General features: G+C 67.7%; 14 protein-coding genes and 1 pseudogene. 8 read left to right on the forward strand and 7 right to left on the reverse strand.

The features are described 5' to 3' along the window. Positions 1-61 precede the first annotated feature (61 nt). From EPK82_RS08085 to EPK82_RS08105, 5 genes are all read right to left on the reverse strand, one after another. Entirely contained in the window at positions 62-1,372 is a 1,311-nt protein-coding gene (locus EPK82_RS08085) for a CitMHS family transporter (protein ID WP_134676271.1), read from the reverse strand. Positions 1,373-1,529: 157 nt separating this feature from the next. Then, positions 1,530-2,273, reverse strand: a complete 744-nt coding sequence (locus EPK82_RS08090; RefSeq protein WP_134676272.1) for an SDR family NAD(P)-dependent oxidoreductase — start codon at positions 2,271-2,273, stop codon at positions 1,530-1,532. Positions 2,274-2,333: 60 nt separating this feature from the next. Beyond that, a complete protein-coding gene (locus EPK82_RS08095; RefSeq protein WP_047585030.1) occupies positions 2,334-2,681 on the reverse strand; it encodes a hypothetical protein in 348 nt (115 codons plus the stop codon). Positions 2,682-3,005: 324 nt separating this feature from the next. Beyond that, entirely contained in the window at positions 3,006-3,536 is a 531-nt protein-coding gene (locus EPK82_RS08100) for a DUF3087 domain-containing protein (RefSeq protein WP_134676273.1), read from the reverse strand. An 86-nt stretch (positions 3,537-3,622) separates the two neighbouring features. After that, the gene (locus EPK82_RS08105) at positions 3,623-4,231 is read right to left on the reverse strand and encodes a DJ-1/PfpI family protein (RefSeq protein WP_134676274.1); all 609 of its coding nucleotides are present in this window, start codon (positions 4,229-4,231) and stop codon (positions 3,623-3,625) included. An 86-nt stretch (positions 4,232-4,317) separates the two neighbouring features. Between EPK82_RS08105 and EPK82_RS08110 the strand changes: the two genes are divergently transcribed. Then, positions 4,318-5,652 carry an aminotransferase-like domain-containing protein gene (locus EPK82_RS08110; RefSeq protein WP_134676355.1) on the forward strand — a complete coding sequence of 445 codons (1,335 nt, stop codon included), beginning with the start codon at positions 4,318-4,320 and terminating at the stop codon, positions 5,650-5,652. On the opposite strand, the gene EPK82_RS08115 is transcribed toward EPK82_RS08110, so the two are convergent. Then, on the reverse strand, positions 5,646-6,503 hold the full coding sequence (locus EPK82_RS08115; protein ID WP_244229885.1) for an AraC family transcriptional regulator: 858 nt from the start codon (positions 6,501-6,503) through the stop codon (positions 5,646-5,648). The genes EPK82_RS08110 and EPK82_RS08115 overlap by 7 nt on opposite strands. Positions 6,504-6,599: 96 nt before the next feature. Here EPK82_RS08115 and EPK82_RS08120 point away from each other — a divergent pair, with 96 nt between their 5' ends. From EPK82_RS08120 to EPK82_RS08130, 3 genes are all read left to right on the forward strand, one after another. Further along, positions 6,600-7,118 carry a carboxymuconolactone decarboxylase family protein gene (locus EPK82_RS08120; protein ID WP_037048781.1) on the forward strand — a complete coding sequence of 173 codons (519 nt, stop codon included), beginning with the start codon at positions 6,600-6,602 and terminating at the stop codon, positions 7,116-7,118. A gap of 17 nt (positions 7,119-7,135) precedes the next feature. Next, positions 7,136-7,390: a glutaredoxin 3 gene (grxC, locus tag EPK82_RS08125; protein ID WP_037048783.1), complete on the forward strand. Its 255-nt coding sequence runs from the start codon at positions 7,136-7,138 to the stop codon at positions 7,388-7,390. A 284-nt stretch (positions 7,391-7,674) separates the two neighbouring features. Next, positions 7,675-9,321: a methyl-accepting chemotaxis protein gene (locus EPK82_RS08130; RefSeq protein ID WP_037048785.1), complete on the forward strand. Its 1,647-nt coding sequence runs from the start codon at positions 7,675-7,677 to the stop codon at positions 9,319-9,321. 42 nt (positions 9,322-9,363) lie between these two features. Here EPK82_RS08130 and EPK82_RS24995 read toward each other — a convergent pair. After that, positions 9,364-10,802, reverse strand: a pseudogene (locus tag EPK82_RS24995) (alpha/beta hydrolase). A gap of 155 nt (positions 10,803-10,957) precedes the next feature. On the opposite strand from EPK82_RS24995, the gene EPK82_RS08140 reads away from it, so the two are divergent. From EPK82_RS08140 to arsH, 4 genes are read left to right on the forward strand one after another with little or no spacing between them, the layout of a single operon-like run. Next, positions 10,958-11,314 carry a metalloregulator ArsR/SmtB family transcription factor gene (locus tag EPK82_RS08140; protein ID WP_134676275.1) on the forward strand — a complete coding sequence of 119 codons (357 nt, stop codon included), beginning with the start codon at positions 10,958-10,960 and terminating at the stop codon, positions 11,312-11,314. Between the two features lie 9 nt (positions 11,315-11,323). Then, positions 11,324-12,607 carry an arsenic transporter gene (locus EPK82_RS08145; protein WP_134676276.1) on the forward strand — a complete coding sequence of 428 codons (1,284 nt, stop codon included), beginning with the start codon at positions 11,324-11,326 and terminating at the stop codon, positions 12,605-12,607. A 17-nt stretch (positions 12,608-12,624) separates the two neighbouring features. Continuing rightward, entirely contained in the window at positions 12,625-13,095 is a 471-nt protein-coding gene (locus EPK82_RS08150; protein ID WP_134676277.1) for an arsenate reductase ArsC, read from the forward strand. Between the two features lie 10 nt (positions 13,096-13,105). Further along, positions 13,106-13,795: an arsenical resistance protein ArsH gene (arsH, locus tag EPK82_RS08155; RefSeq protein ID WP_134676278.1), complete on the forward strand. Its 690-nt coding sequence runs from the start codon at positions 13,106-13,108 to the stop codon at positions 13,793-13,795.

Here is a 13,795-nt window from a genome sequence, read left to right on the forward strand (position 1 = left end):
GCTGACCGATGCAACACGCCCAGGCCAGCCCGGGCGTGAGTGACGCACGTACCCGACGAGGCTAGAACAGCCCCAGTGCCCAGGCCGCGCCGAACAGCACCAGCGAGAAGCCCCACATCCACCACAGCGAGTAGCGGATGTGGCGGCCGAGATCCAGTCCGGCCAGGCCCAGCGCCAGCCACAGCGCCGGCGAGAACGGGCTGATGAAGGTGCCGATGATATTGCCGATGGTCAGCGCATAGACCACGCTCGCCGGCTCGACGCCCTGGCCGCCGACCACCTCCAGCGTCACCGGCAGCAACCCGAAGTAGTAGGCATCGGTACTGAGCATCAGCTCCATCGGCAGGCCGAACAGGCCGAGCACGATATGCATCTGCCCCACCAGGGGTGCCGGCAGCACCTGCGCCAGATCCTGGGCGATGGAGGTGAGCATGCCGGTGCCGGTGAGGATGCCGAGCATCGAGCCCGCCGCCAGGATGATCATGCCCATGCTCAACGCCGCCGGGGCGTGCGCCGAGATGCGTTGCATCTGCGCCTTGCCGCCGGGGTAGTTGACCAGCAGCGCCAGGCACAGGCCGATCATGAAGATGTAGCCCGCCGGCAGCACGCCGGAGAACAGCGCGACCAGCACCGCGAGGAACAGCGCCGAGTTGGCCCACAGCAGGCGGGGCCGCTCCAGCTCGCGCTCCTCGGCTGTCGGCTCGTGCAGGTCACTGCTGGTTTCCACCAGCACGCCTTCGTCGGCCGACTGCCCGGCTGCGATACGGCGCTGCTCGCGCCAGCCCAGCAGCGCGGCCAGGGTGATCAGCAGCACCACGCCGATGGCCTGGATGCTGATCAACGGACGCCACAGCTCGGTGACTTCGATGCCGGTCACCGCCGAAGCGCGTCCCAGCGGCCCGGCCCAGGGCAGCATGTTGAAGATACCGGCGCCCAGCGCCAGCAACAGCAGCATCAGGTAGGGGCTCATGCGCAGCTGCTTGTACAGCGGCAACAGCGCGGGAACGGTCAGCAGGAAGGTCGTCGCGCCGGCGCCATCGAGGTGCGCCAGCATGCCGATCACCGCCGTGGCCACGGTCACCGCGATGACGTTGCCACGCGTCAGCCGCACCATGCCGCCGATCAGCGGGCGGAACAGACCGGTGTCCTGCAGCACGCCGAAGAAGGTGATGGCGAACACGAACATGGTGGCGATCGCCGTCACGCGGCCGATGCCATCGGTGAAGAAACCGGAGATGGCCTCCGGGCCGAAGCCGGCAGCCAGTGCTCCCAGCAGCGGCACGACGATCAGGGGCAGGACAGGCGACATGCGCCCGATAAGCAGCAGCACAACCAGGCTGCAGATGGTCAACAGGCCAATCAGGGTCAACAAACCACTTCTCCTCTTTTTCTTGTAGGCACGACAAAGGCGCGGGCGGAGGCTAAGGCGGCAACCTTTCAGCAACCTTTAAGCGCCGTCTCGGAAGAGGAGGAAATGTCAGTGGATATGTCGTCTGACGAGGCGCCACAGCGGGCGCCCCGAAGCCGGCTCACTGCAGGGTGTAGCCCTTGTCCACCACCCAGTCCTGGCCATGCACGCCGCTGGCGCCGTTGCCCAGCTGGAACAGCACCACCTCGGCAATGGCCCGTGGCGTGAGGAACTCGCCGTCGACCAGGCGCCGGTTCACCTCGCCGGCCACTCCGGCCAGTGCATCCTCGGCCAGGCCCAGGCTGCCCCAGATCGGCGTGGCGGTCGGCCCTGGCGACACCAGATTGAGCCGCAGCCCTTCGCTGGCGTGCTCCAGCGCCAGGCTGCGGACCAGCGCCGACAGCGCCGCCTTGCTGGCGATGTAGCCGCCCAGCCCGGCAAAGCCGAGCTGGCGCAGGAAGGTACTGATGAACACCACCGAAGCGGGCCTGGCCAGGTGAGGCCTGAGCACCTGGAAGGTGTTGATCGCGCCGGCACCGTTGACCTGCCACTGCTGCTCGAACGCCTGCATGTCGCAACCGGGCGCCAGGCGGGCAATACCGGCATTGGGTACCAGGCAGTCGACCGGGCCCAGGCGCCCGGCGCGCTCGGCCAGGCCATGCAGCGCCTCGATGTCGGTGACATCGCCCGCGCACCAATGCAGCTGCTCGGGATACTGCGCCTGCAATGCAGGCAGACCTCCCAGGCTCCGCGAGAACGCCATGACCCGCGCGCCGCGTTGCAACAGCAACTCACACACCGCCAGCCCGATACCCGAACTCGCCCCCGTGACGACCGCCAGGCGGCCCTGAAAACTCGTATTCATGAAGATCCCCGAAGAAAGAAGAGCGTGAGCGCCGCGCCAGCCGGACGCAGCGCAATCGACTTACTGCGCCAGCAAACGGATGCCGTGCATGTCCACCTGCTGGCCGACGTCGAAACGTGCGTTCGGTGAGCGCACCCACTGCTCGCGACCATCCTCGTGACGCACCACATAGGCCGTCCCGCTGTGTCCCGTGGCATCCTGCACCTGGGCGCCGGACCAGCCGCCAAACAGGGCACCGACCACGGCGCCGACCGGACCGCCCGCCGCAGCGCCCAGCATCAGGCCGGACAAGCCACCGAAACCGGCGCCCACCGAGTTGTCTGCGCGCTCGGCCAGCACCTCGGCGGCCTGCGCGCTACTGACGGCCAGCAGGCCAAGGGAAAGTGCAAGCAAGGCAATGTGTTTCATCTGTGTTCTCCTGTAATGGGCATTGCGCCTGGAGACAGTCAGATTGCGTGCCATTTATTTTTATCAATAAAAACAAATAGATATGAATAAAGATATCTCAATGACAACAAGCGAAAAGAGTCATTGAGACAGCAGAAGAGTCATCCGGACCCGGCAGCGGAAGCCGAACTGGCACAGACTGGAGGGAGGCGATCAGGCCGGCGCGGGGCGTCGTCGAGTGGTGTGTGCGAGCACTGCCTGAAAATCGCCCGCTACCGTCAGGGTGACTGGCAAGGCCAGATCATGGGTAACGCATGGCGAACGCCGTCGAAACAGCGCCACACCCTACGCCTTGACGGCTTTCACCTGCTCCAGCCATGCGGGATCGAGTCGTGTCTGCTCCAGCTCCAGCCCGCGCTGCAGCATGACGTCCCGATGTGCGTCGATCTCGTGCACCATCTGGCTCAGCTCGCTGCTGTTGCCGTCGAGCTGATGCATCTGGGTCACGCCCAGGTGGTAGAAGCGCAGCAGTTTCATCGCGGTTTCGTCCTCCTGCGCCACCCCTGCCCTGACGTGATGCATGACGTTGGTGATGCGCATCAGGCTGCGCTTGAGCCGCCAGCCATAGACCGCCGCCGCCATCCACTCGCGGTGCCAGAACTGCTGGCGCACCAGCACCACCGTGAGGACGAAACCGAGCGCGACGCCAAGCAGGTTCCAGCGGAAATTGTCGGCAGCGCCCGGCTCGCCGAACAGTTGCACGCTGAGTGTGGCCAGCAACATGGCGAGCGCGACGAAGATCAGCGCGACCAGCGCGGTACTGCGGCGAGTCTGCTGACGGTAGTGCTCGGGACTGATGGGGGTGATTTCGAACATGCGCGAGGGCTCATGAAACTGGGGCGAGGCGCGATGGTACGACAGCTTGCCCGGCCGACACGAATCCCGCAGGCAGCGCGGGCGCCTCAGGTCGCGTTCGGCAGGTAGCGCCCGATGGCCGCCATGGCCGTGGCCAGGTACTGCTCCTTCTCGCCCACCGGCGCGATGTAGTGCAGCGCCTCGCGCGCCTGATCGACACCCGCCAGGCGCGCGGCGATCCAGGCCGCAAGATAGACCGACGCCAGGCAGCCGCCCGCCGTGGCGACGTTCCCCCGGGCGAAGAACGGCTGGTCGAGCACCCTTACCCCCGCCTCCTGCACCCAGGGCTTGCTGGTCAGGTCGGTGCAGGCCGGCACATCGTCGAGCAGCCCGAGCCGGGCCAGGATCAGCGCGCCGGAACACTGCGCGGCCAGCAGTTGCCGCGTCGGATCGAGACGCAGCTGGGCCAGCAGCGCCGGGTCCGCGACCACATCGCGGGTACGCATGCCGCTGCCCACGATCACCGCGTCGGCCGCGCTGGCCTGCTGCAGATCGATCTGGCCGTCGATCACCAGGCCGTTCATCGATGTCACCCGCGCATCCGGGCTGGCGATGCTGACACGCCAGCCCGGCTGACGAATGCGCTTGAGGATGGCGAAGGCGATCAGCGAGTCGAGTTCGTTGAACGCGTCGAAGGTGAGAATGGCGATGTGCATGGCAACTCCGTCAGTGCAGGTGGGTTGCCAGCCAGCTTCGGCGCACGGATCATGACAATCAAATTATTGTCATGGATACAACCGCCATGCCGCTGGCACGCTACAAACAGATCGTCGATCGCCTGGCCGACGACATTCGCCGTGGCGTACTGGCACCCGGCACGCGCCTGCCCACCCATCGCGAGCTGGCCGCAGACCACGGCATCGCGCTGGTCACCGCCTCGCGGGTCTACGCCGAGCTGCATGCCATGGGCCTGGTCAGCGGCGAAACCGGACGCGGCACCTTCGTCCGCGAGACGACCCTGGCGCCCGGACACGGCATCGATCAGCAGGCGACCGCCAGCGACCTGCTCGACCTCAACTTCAACTACCCGACGCTGCCCGGCCAGGCCGACCTGCTGCGCCAGGCCTTGCGCCAGCTGGCGTTGTGCGGTGACCTGGACGCGCTGCTGCGCTATCAGCCGCATGCCGGCCGTCCTCATGAGCGGGCGCTGCTGGCCCGTCACCTGAGCAGCCAGGGCCTGCCTGTCAGCGCCCGGCAGGTGCTGATCGTCAGTGGTGCCCAGCATGGCCTGGCGACGACCGTGCAGGCGCTGCTCAGGCCGGGCGACGTGGTCGCGGTGGACGCCCTCACCTACCCCGGTTTCAAGACGGCGGCCGAAGCGCGCGGCCTGGAGCTGCTGGCCATTCCCTGCAGCGCCAGCGGCCCCGACCTGGAGGCGCTGGCGCGGCTCTGCGAGAAGCGTCGGGTACGGGCGATCTACAGCATGCCGACCCTGCACAACCCGCTGGGCTGGGTGCTCGACCTGGCGCAGCGCGAGCGCCTGGTGAAGATTGCCCGGCAGCATGACCTGCTGATCATCGAGGACGCCGCCTACGCCTTCCTGGCCACCTCGGCGCCACCGCCACTGGCCGCGCTGGCGCCCGAACGCACGGTGCATGTGTCCGGTTTCTCGAAGAACATCGCCACGGGCCTGCGGGTGGGCTACCTGAGCGCGCCCGAAACCTGGGTCGCCGCGCTGGAGCGCAACATCCGTGCGACCACCTGGAACACGCCCGGCGTGATGAGTGCACTGGTCTGCGCCTGGATCGAAGACGGCACGCTGGCCCGCCTGGAAAGCGAGAAACGCCGAGACGCCCAACGCCGCCAGGCACTGGCTCGACGCATGCTGGCCGGCGTGCCCCTGGTGGGGCATGAGGCAGGCTACTTTCTCTGGCTGCCGCTAGCGGAGGATGTGCGCGCCGATCAGGTGGTTGCGCGCCTGCTGCAGGCGCGCGTCGCGGTATCGAGCGCCGAGCAGTTCAGCACCTCGGAGCAGGTACCGCACGCCCTGCGCCTGGCCCTCGGTTCGCTGCCCCTGGAGCAGTTGCAGACGGCTCTGGACAAGGTCAGGCAGGCCATCGCTCACTTCGCCTACTGAACGCCCTGGCGCAGCCACTCGCTGGGGCTGAGACCGACCTTGCGGCGAAAGGCACGGGCCAGCGCCGAGGGGCTTTCATAACCGACCTCGTCGGCGATCAATGCCATGGGCCGGCCTTCGCGCAGGCGTTTCTGCGCCAGGCTGACGCGCCAGCCGACCAGATAATCCGCCGGAGTGGCGCCGACCACCTGATGGAAGTGCGCGGCGAAGCTGGCCCGCGACATACCCGCCAGCGTCGCCAGTTCGGCCACCGACCAGCCATGCTGCGGCCGCTCGTGCAGTTGATTGAGCGCGCGTGCCAGGCGCGGCTCGGCCAGCCCCGCCATCATCCCGGACGCCAGCTCGCGGCTGTTCATCAGATGACGCAGCAGCTGGATCACCATCAGTTCGAACAGACGGTTGAGCACCAGCTCGCGCCCGCAGTCGTCGCCTGCCGCCTCGGCGAACAGCCAGTCCAGGCAACCGTTCAGGCTCGGCAGCTCGCGCAGGGGTTTGACGATGGCGCCGGGCAGCGCCCGCGCCAGCGGGTTGTCGAAACCACCATCGAAGGCCAGGGTCGCGCAGACCAGCTCGGCGCCATCGGCCTCGCTGGCACTCATCCGATGCAGGCGAGGCCGCGCCAGCAGCATCAGGCTCGGCTCCTCGAGACGCAGCTCATGGCCGTCGCTGTCGCGAAAGCTCAGGCGCCCCGCCCGCAGCAGATGGATGTGGCCATGCGCCTCGTTGGCGCCATAGCTGTTGGTGCCGCAGAACCCCCCGCGGTGAAAGGTACTGGCATGCAGGTTGAAGTGATGCAGCAGGCTGGACAGGCGATCCACGGGCACCTCGCACTTCTGGACGATCTGTCGCATAAGATCGACGATCTGAATCCGAAAAGCCAGAACGCTCCACTAGCATGGCTCCAGGCTTGAAACACAGGCTCCCCCAACCAAGACTGGAGAATCACCATGACTCGCATCACCGCACTGCCGTTCGAACAGACCGCCGCCAGCGCCCAGGCGCAACTGGAAGGCATCCGCAAGGGGCTCGGCTTCGTGCCCAACACCTTCGCCACCCTGGCCCATGCGCCCGCCGCCCTGAGCGGCTACCTCGCCCTGTCGCAGGCCCTGGGCAAGGGCACGCTCGATGCCAGGGCGCGCGAAGTGGTGGCGCTGGCCAGCTCGCAGGTCAACGGCTGCGAATACTGCCTGGCGGCGCACACCCTGTTCGGCAGCAAGGCCGGCCTCAGCGACGCGGATATCCGCAGTGCCCGCGACGGCGAGCTGGATGCGGTGGCGCGCCTCACCCGGCAGGTCATCGACCACCGTGGCCGCCTCACTGACGCACAGCTGCAGGCCGCACGCCAGGCCGGACTGGCCGACGCGGCCATCGTCGAAGTGGTGGCCAACGTCGCGCTGATGACGCTGACCAACTACCTCAACAACCTGGCCGAAACCGACGTCGACTTCCCTCCGGTCGCGGTCTGATCACCCCGAGGTGCACCATGCAGAACGTAACGCTCTATACCAGCGATCACTGCCCCTACTGCCTCAACGCCAAGGCGCTGCTGAAGCGCAAGGGGGTGAGCTACGACGAGATCGACGTGGGCCGCTCCCCGGGGCGCCTGGCCGAGATGCTGCAACGCAGCAAGCGGCGCAGCGTGCCGCAGATCTTCATCGGCCAGCGCCACGTCGGCGGCTTCGACGACCTGGCCTCGCTGGACCGCGCCGGCCAACTGGATGCCCTGCTGCAGGCCTGACCCGGAATGCGCCGCAAGCCCTCTTGCGGCGCATTCTGCATCTCCGTCTCGCGGCCTTGCCCCGCTGCACAGGCGCACGCTCACGCCGGCTCGGCAAGTGCACCCTCGCGTGCCACCGCGCAGGTTCCGATCTCGCCTGCCGTCGCCCGCCACGAACGGGCAAACAAAACCTCCCGAACCGCCCTCATGTTCTGTGGCGTCGCGGCCGATACAACAACGGCAATACTGGCCGGTCATGGTGACCGGCTGCTGCGCTGCATATGTTCTCGGACCGGAGCCTTCCCATGCGTCTCGACGCCCTCTCACTGAAAACCCGCCTGATCGTGGCGGTGGCCATCCCCTGCATCGCCCTGCTGCTGGTGGCGCTGACCAGTCTCAACAGCATGTCCAGCATGCACCGCGATACGGAAGTGCTCTACCTGAACACCGCCGCCCCGATGCGTGCCATGGCCGAAGTGGCCTCACGCATCCCGCGCATGCGCGTCGGCCTCGACATGATGCTGCTGCAGGACACGCCGCTGCGTGACGAGCGCGGGGTGAAGTCACGCGTCCAGGATGCGCGCAACGAAGACATTCCGGAAATGCGCGAAGCCATGCGTCAGGCGGTGGCCGCACAGGTCAACCCGGAGCGCAAGGCCCAGGCGCAGCAGCTGCTCGACCAGTTCGAGAGCATGGTCAGCAACGAGCTGAACCCGATGCTCGCCGCCTTCGATGCCGGCGACATGGCCAAGGCCCAGCAGATCTATCGCGACCAGTACGCCAAGACCTACGGCGTGATGCGCCAGGGCGCCAACCAGTTGCTCGACGTACTGCTGCAGCAGGCCGAGCAGCAGAACCAGCACAGCGCCCGCAGCTACGACAGCGGCCTGACTCGCCAGATCGCCATCATCGCCATCGGCCTGCTGGTCTCGATGATCATCTCCTGGCTGATCGTCATCCAGCTGCGCCGCCGCGTGGCGGTGCTGCAGAACAGCCTCGGCCAGGCCGCCGACAACCTGGCCCTGAACACCCGCATCGACCTGCCCGGCCAGGACGAGCTGAGCGAGATCGCACGCAGCTTCAACCAGTTCATCGACAAGGTCCACGGCGCCATGCGCGAGCTCGCCGACAACTCGCGCCAGCTGTCGAGCATGGCCCGCGACGTGGCCGAACGCGCCAGCCTGACCCAGAGCAACTGCACTGCGCAGAGCGACCGCACGGTGCAGGTGGCCACCGCCATCAACGAGCTGGGCTCGACCGTCAACGAGATCGCCCGCAACGCCGAGAACGCGGCGGAAGTCGCCCGCGAGGCCACCCAGCATGCCAGCGACGGCGGTGCCGTGGTCGGCCAGGCGCAGCAGCAGGTCGACGCCCTCAACGGCGAGCTGGAACAGGCCGCCCAGGTGATCGAAGCGCTGGCCGCGCAGACCGAGGCCATCAGCACCACGCTCAACACCATCCGCAGCATTTCCGAACAGACCAACCTGCTCGCCCTCAACGCCGCCATCGAGGCCGCCCGCGCCGGCGAACAGGGCCGAGGCTTCGCCGTGGTGGCCGACGAGGTGCGCACCCTGGCCAGCCGTTCGGGTGCCTCCACCGAGGAGATCCAGCAGGTCATCGACCGCCTGCAGAACGAATCACGCTCGGCGGTCGAGGCCATGGCCAAGGGCCGACGCCAGAGCGCCCTGGTGGTCGAGTACGCGAGCAAGGCCTCGGCGGCGCTGGAGCAGATCAACAGCCATATCGGCCAGATCAGCGATCAGAACATCCAGGTGGCCACGGCCACCGAGGAACAGTCCAGCGTGGTGGAAGACATCAACCGCAACATCGTCGACATCAACGAGCTGACCGTCGGCACGACCCATATCGCCGACCAGCTGAGCCAGGCCAGCAGCGACCTGCAGGCGCTGTCCACGCAGCTGGACGGCCTGGTCGGTCGCTTCCGCCTGTAACCCTGCGGCCGGGTGGGCAGCCGGCGCTGTCCACCTCCCGGCCTAACGCAGGCGCTGCTCGATGCGCTGCTGCAGGTAGTCGTAGAAGGGGTTGGATGTCGCCCGCTGCAGGCTGTCCAGCCCCACCACCAGCACGCCGTGCTCACCGCGCGGCGCCAGGGTACCGAGCGAAACACCATAGGACTCGCCCGCGACCGGGTCGCTGCCGTACAGCGGGTCGCCAGGCGGGAATGGCAGGGCCACGTGCGACAGCGAGAACAGCTGGCTCGGGTACTCGCCCACCAGCGCCTGGTGCTCGACCTGCTGGCCACGCGCCGCGCCTCGACCTCGCGCCCCTGATCGGCGGCCACGCCGACCACCGTCAGGTCGTAGTTGCGCCTGGCCGAGGGCAGCAGCGCCTCGAGCAGGTCGCTCATGTCCGCACGCAGCAACGAACTGGCCGCACGCGAACGGTTGATATCGAACACCACCAGCTCACTGCCGTTGTCCGGCAGGCGCTCGAACAGCTGACGCACCACCGCCGGGGTACTCACCGTGCTGTCGGCCAGCGACTGGAACGCCAGCACCGGCGGCAGACGCTGCAGGCGGCCGGAGGTCTCGGCGGCGTCGAAGGCGTGCTGCACCTCGCTGGTCAGCTCATAGGTCTGCCGCGCCGCCTGCACCGGAAAGGAGTTGTACTTGAACGGGTTGAACTCCGGCAGCACGTTCATCCATGCCGACTTGGCGAACGCCGGCAGCACCGCCGGTAAGGCCGCCAGCCCGGCATAACGGGCATAGCTGGTGACGCCGATCATCGGCGAGATCAGCACCAGTTGCCGGGGCATGGCCAGGCGCTCGTCCTCCAGCGCCGCCAGGCTGTAGCGCAGCGCCAGCGCACCGCCATTGGAGTAGCCGAGCAGGTACAGCGGCGCGTCCGGCACCTGACGGCGCGCCTCGCGCACCGCCAGCCGTGTGGCGGCCAGCCACTGCTCCCAGCGGGCATCGGTCAGCGCCGCCGGCACGCTGCCGTGGCCCGGCATGCGCGGCACCACGGCGAGCAGGCCCTGCTCGCTCAGGTGCTGCGCGATATGGCGCAGGCTGTAGGGCGAATCGGTCAGACCGTGCAACAGCACCACCACACCGCGCACCTCGCCCTGCGGCTGCAGGATGAAGGAGCGGTTCCAGTCGTGCGGCAGGTTGCCGGGATACACCGGGCTGTCACTGGCATAACGACTGTAGCGGGCGTTCCCGGCCTGGGTGACCGGCTCGACCAGCTCGCGCTCGAGGCGCTCGAACAGCGCCGCCTCGGCGGCCAGATAGGCCTGCCAGTCGGCGGCGTCCAGCTGGTCCACATCCAGCTCCTGCGGCACCAGACGGTGCCAGGGTTGCAACTCGGGCAATGACGACAACCCGGCAATGCGCACGCCGAGCAGAGCGACCACGATCAACAGCACCACCACCAGCGTCCAGGCCATAACGTTACGCATGCGCGGTAAACGCATGAGGCGCCTCCCTCGAAAGTATCCAACCGGAAAAATCCGTCCCGGCGACCGGCCCATCGGACTTTAGAGCAAAGCCGGCCTCGGCCACCACCGTGGTTGCCCACGACATATGGAATTACGTATATTCGCAAAACCATATATGCGAGACACCACGCATGCCTGGCCCGCTCTCTCCAACCGAACTGTTCAAGGCCCTGGCCGACGAAACCCGCGCGCGCGCCGTGCTGCTGATCGTCGAGCAGGGCGAGCTGTGCGTCTGCGAACTGGTCTGTGCACTGGGCGACAGCCAGCCGAAGATCTCCCGCCACCTGGCACAGCTGCGCAGCTGCGGGCTGCTGCAGGACCGCCGCCAGGGCCAGTGGGTGTACTACCGCCTCGCCCCGGACCTGCCCCAGTGGATAGGTGAGGTGCTCGCCGCCACCCTGACAGCCAACCGCAGCTGGCTGGAGCAGGACTGCACGCGCCTCGCCAACATGGGCGAGCGCCCTGCCCGCCTTGCCACCTGCTGCTGAGATACCTGCATGCTGATCGCCGCCGCCATCTTCGTCTTCACCCTGATTCTGGTCATCTGGCAACCACGCGGCCTCGGCGTCGGCTGGAGCGCCTCGCTGGGCGCGCTGCTGGCGCTGCTCGCCGGGGTGGTCAGCCCGGGCGACATCCCGACCGTGTGGCAGATCGTCTGGAACGCCACGGCCACCTTCATTGCCGTGATCATCATCAGCCTGCTGCTGGATGAGGCCGGCTTCTTCGCCTGGGCCGCGTTGCACGTGGCGCGCTGGGCCAATGGCAGCGGCACGCGCCTGTTCGCCTTCAGTATCCTCCTCGGCGCCGGCGTCTCGGCATTGTTCGCCAACGACGGCGCGGCGCTGATCCTCACCCCCATCGTCATCTCCATGCTGCTGGCCCTGCGCTTCTCGCCGGCCTCGACCCTGGCGTTCGTCATGGCCGCCGGCTTCATCGCCGACACCGCCAGCCTGCCGCTGGTGGTGTCGAACCTGGTCAACATCGTCTCGGCGGACTACTTCGACCTGGGCTTCGCCCGCTATGCGGCGGTGATGGTGCCGGTCAACCTGGTCAGCGTGGCGGCCACCCTGGGCATGCTCTGGCTGTTCTTCCGCCGCGACATCCCGGCGCAGTACGCGGTGGCCAGCCTGCCGGCACCCCGCGAGGCGATTCGCGACCCACGCACCTTCTTCGTCGGCTGGATCGTCCTGCTGGTGCTGTTGCTCGGTCTGTTCGCCCTGGAACCGCTGGGCGTGCCCATCAGCGCCATCGCCGCCGTGTGCGCGGCGGTGCTGTTCGCCATCGCCGCGCGCGGCCGCCATATCGCCACCGGCAAGGTCCTGCGCGAGGCCCCCTGGCAGGTGGTGATCTTCTCCCTGGGCATGTACCTGGTGGTCTACGGATTGAGCAACGCCGGCCTGACCGCCAGCCTCACCGGGCTGCTCGAGCGCTTCGCGCAGTACGGCGTGTGGGGCGCGGCACTGGGCACCGGGCTGCTCAGCGCGCTGCTCTCCTCGATCATGAACAACATGCCCAGCGTGCTGATCGGCGCCCTGGCCATCGACGCCATCCAGGCCAGCGGGGCCGTGCGCGAGGCGATGATCTACGCCAACGTGATCGGCTGCGACCTGGGCCCGAAGATCACCCCCATCGGCAGCCTGGCCACCCTGCTCTGGCTGCACGTCCTGGCGCGCAAGGGCATCCGCGTGACCTGGGGCTACTACTTCCGGGTGGGCATTGTCCTCACCCTGCCGATCCTGCTGCTCACCCTTGCCGCTCTGGCCGTGCGCCTGAGCCTCTGACCTCGCGGAGCCTTCCGATGAAAATCCTCTTCATGTGCACGGCCAACAGCTGCCGCAGCATCCTTTCCGAGGCGCAGTTCAACCACCTGGCGCCCGCCGGACAGCTGGCGGTGAGCTCCGGCAGCTTCCCGCGCGGCGAGGTGCTGCCGCGCACCCTGCTGACCCTGCGCGCGGCCGGCATCGCCACCGAGGGCCTGAGCAGCAAGGGCAACGATGCCTTCGTCGACAGCCCACCGGACATCGTCATCACTGTGTGCGACAAGGCCGCCGGCGAAGCCTGCCCGGTGTACTTCGGCCCGGCGCTGAAGGCCCACTGGGGGCTGGAAGATCCGTCCCACGTGGAAGGCGACGAGGCCAGCATCGACGCCGCGTTCCAGGCCACCCTGGCGCATATCGAACGGCGCTGCCGCGCCTTCCTCGCCCTGCCCCTGGCGGACATGAGCCGCGACGAGCTGCAACAGGCGATCAACCGCATTGGCCAAGAGTGAAGACGCACGCATGAGCGACGACCTGCCCAACCTCGACCTCGACCTGCTGCCGGCCCAAGGCAGCGACTCAGCCCCGGCGCCGCGCATCCTGCTGCTGTACGGTTCCACCCGGCCGCGCTCGTTCAGCCGTCTGCTGGTACAGGAAGCCGCACACCTGCTGCGCCACCTCGGCGCCGAGACCCGCATCTTCGACCCATCCGGCCTGCCACTGCCCGACGACGCACCGGTGGAACACCCCAAGGTGCAGGAGCTGCGCGATCTGATGCAGTGGTCGGAAAGCCAGGTGTGGTGTTCACCGGAGCGCCATGGCGCCATGTCGGCGGTGTTCAAGGCGCAGATCGACTGGGTGCCGCTGGCCCTCGGCGCCCTACGCCCGACCCAGGGCAAGACCCTGGCGGTGATGCAGGTCTGCGGCGGCTCGCAGTCGTTCAACGTGGTCAATCAGCTGCGCGTGCTCGGCCGCTGGATGCGCATGTTCACCATCCCCAACCAGTCGTCGGTGCCCAAGGCCTTTCTCGAATTCGGCGACGACGACCGCATGAAGCCCTCCCCCTACTACGACCGCCTGGTCGACGTGATGGAAGAGCTGATGCGCTTCACCCTGCTGCTGCGCGAGCACCCGGAACTGGTGGACCGCTACTCCGAGCGCAAGGAGTCGGCCGAAGCCTTGATGCAGCGGGTCAACCAGCGCGAGATCTGA

Source organism: Ectopseudomonas khazarica (assembly GCF_004521985.1).
Classification (GTDB): domain Bacteria; phylum Pseudomonadota; class Gammaproteobacteria; order Pseudomonadales; family Pseudomonadaceae; genus Aquipseudomonas; species Aquipseudomonas khazarica.

Coding starts and splice junctions, on each gene's coding strand:
- EPK82_RS08090 (WP_134676272.1), bottom strand. CDS start 2,273: ATGAATACGAGTTTTCAGGGCCGCCTGGCGGTCGTCACGGGGGCGAGT.
- EPK82_RS08095 (WP_047585030.1), bottom strand. CDS start 2,681: ATGAAACACATTGCCTTGCTTGCACTTTCCCTTGGCCTGCTGGCCGTC.
- EPK82_RS08100 (WP_134676273.1), bottom strand. CDS start 3,536: ATGTTCGAAATCACCCCCATCAGTCCCGAGCACTACCGTCAGCAGACT.
- EPK82_RS08105 (WP_134676274.1), bottom strand. CDS start 4,231: ATGCACATCGCCATTCTCACCTTCGACGCGTTCAACGAACTCGACTCG.
- EPK82_RS08110 (WP_134676355.1), top strand. CDS start 4,318: ATGCCGCTGGCACGCTACAAACAGATCGTCGATCGCCTGGCCGACGAC.
- EPK82_RS08115 (WP_244229885.1), bottom strand. CDS start 6,503: ATGCGACAGATCGTCCAGAAGTGCGAGGTGCCCGTGGATCGCCTGTCC.
- EPK82_RS08120 (WP_037048781.1), top strand. CDS start 6,600: ATGACTCGCATCACCGCACTGCCGTTCGAACAGACCGCCGCCAGCGCC.
- grxC (WP_037048783.1), top strand. CDS start 7,136: ATGCAGAACGTAACGCTCTATACCAGCGATCACTGCCCCTACTGCCTC.
- EPK82_RS08130 (WP_037048785.1), top strand. CDS start 7,675: ATGCGTCTCGACGCCCTCTCACTGAAAACCCGCCTGATCGTGGCGGTG.
- EPK82_RS08140 (WP_134676275.1), top strand. CDS start 10,958: ATGCCTGGCCCGCTCTCTCCAACCGAACTGTTCAAGGCCCTGGCCGAC.
- EPK82_RS08145 (WP_134676276.1), top strand. CDS start 11,324: ATGCTGATCGCCGCCGCCATCTTCGTCTTCACCCTGATTCTGGTCATC.
- EPK82_RS08150 (WP_134676277.1), top strand. CDS start 12,625: ATGAAAATCCTCTTCATGTGCACGGCCAACAGCTGCCGCAGCATCCTT.
- arsH (WP_134676278.1), top strand. CDS start 13,106: ATGAGCGACGACCTGCCCAACCTCGACCTCGACCTGCTGCCGGCCCAA.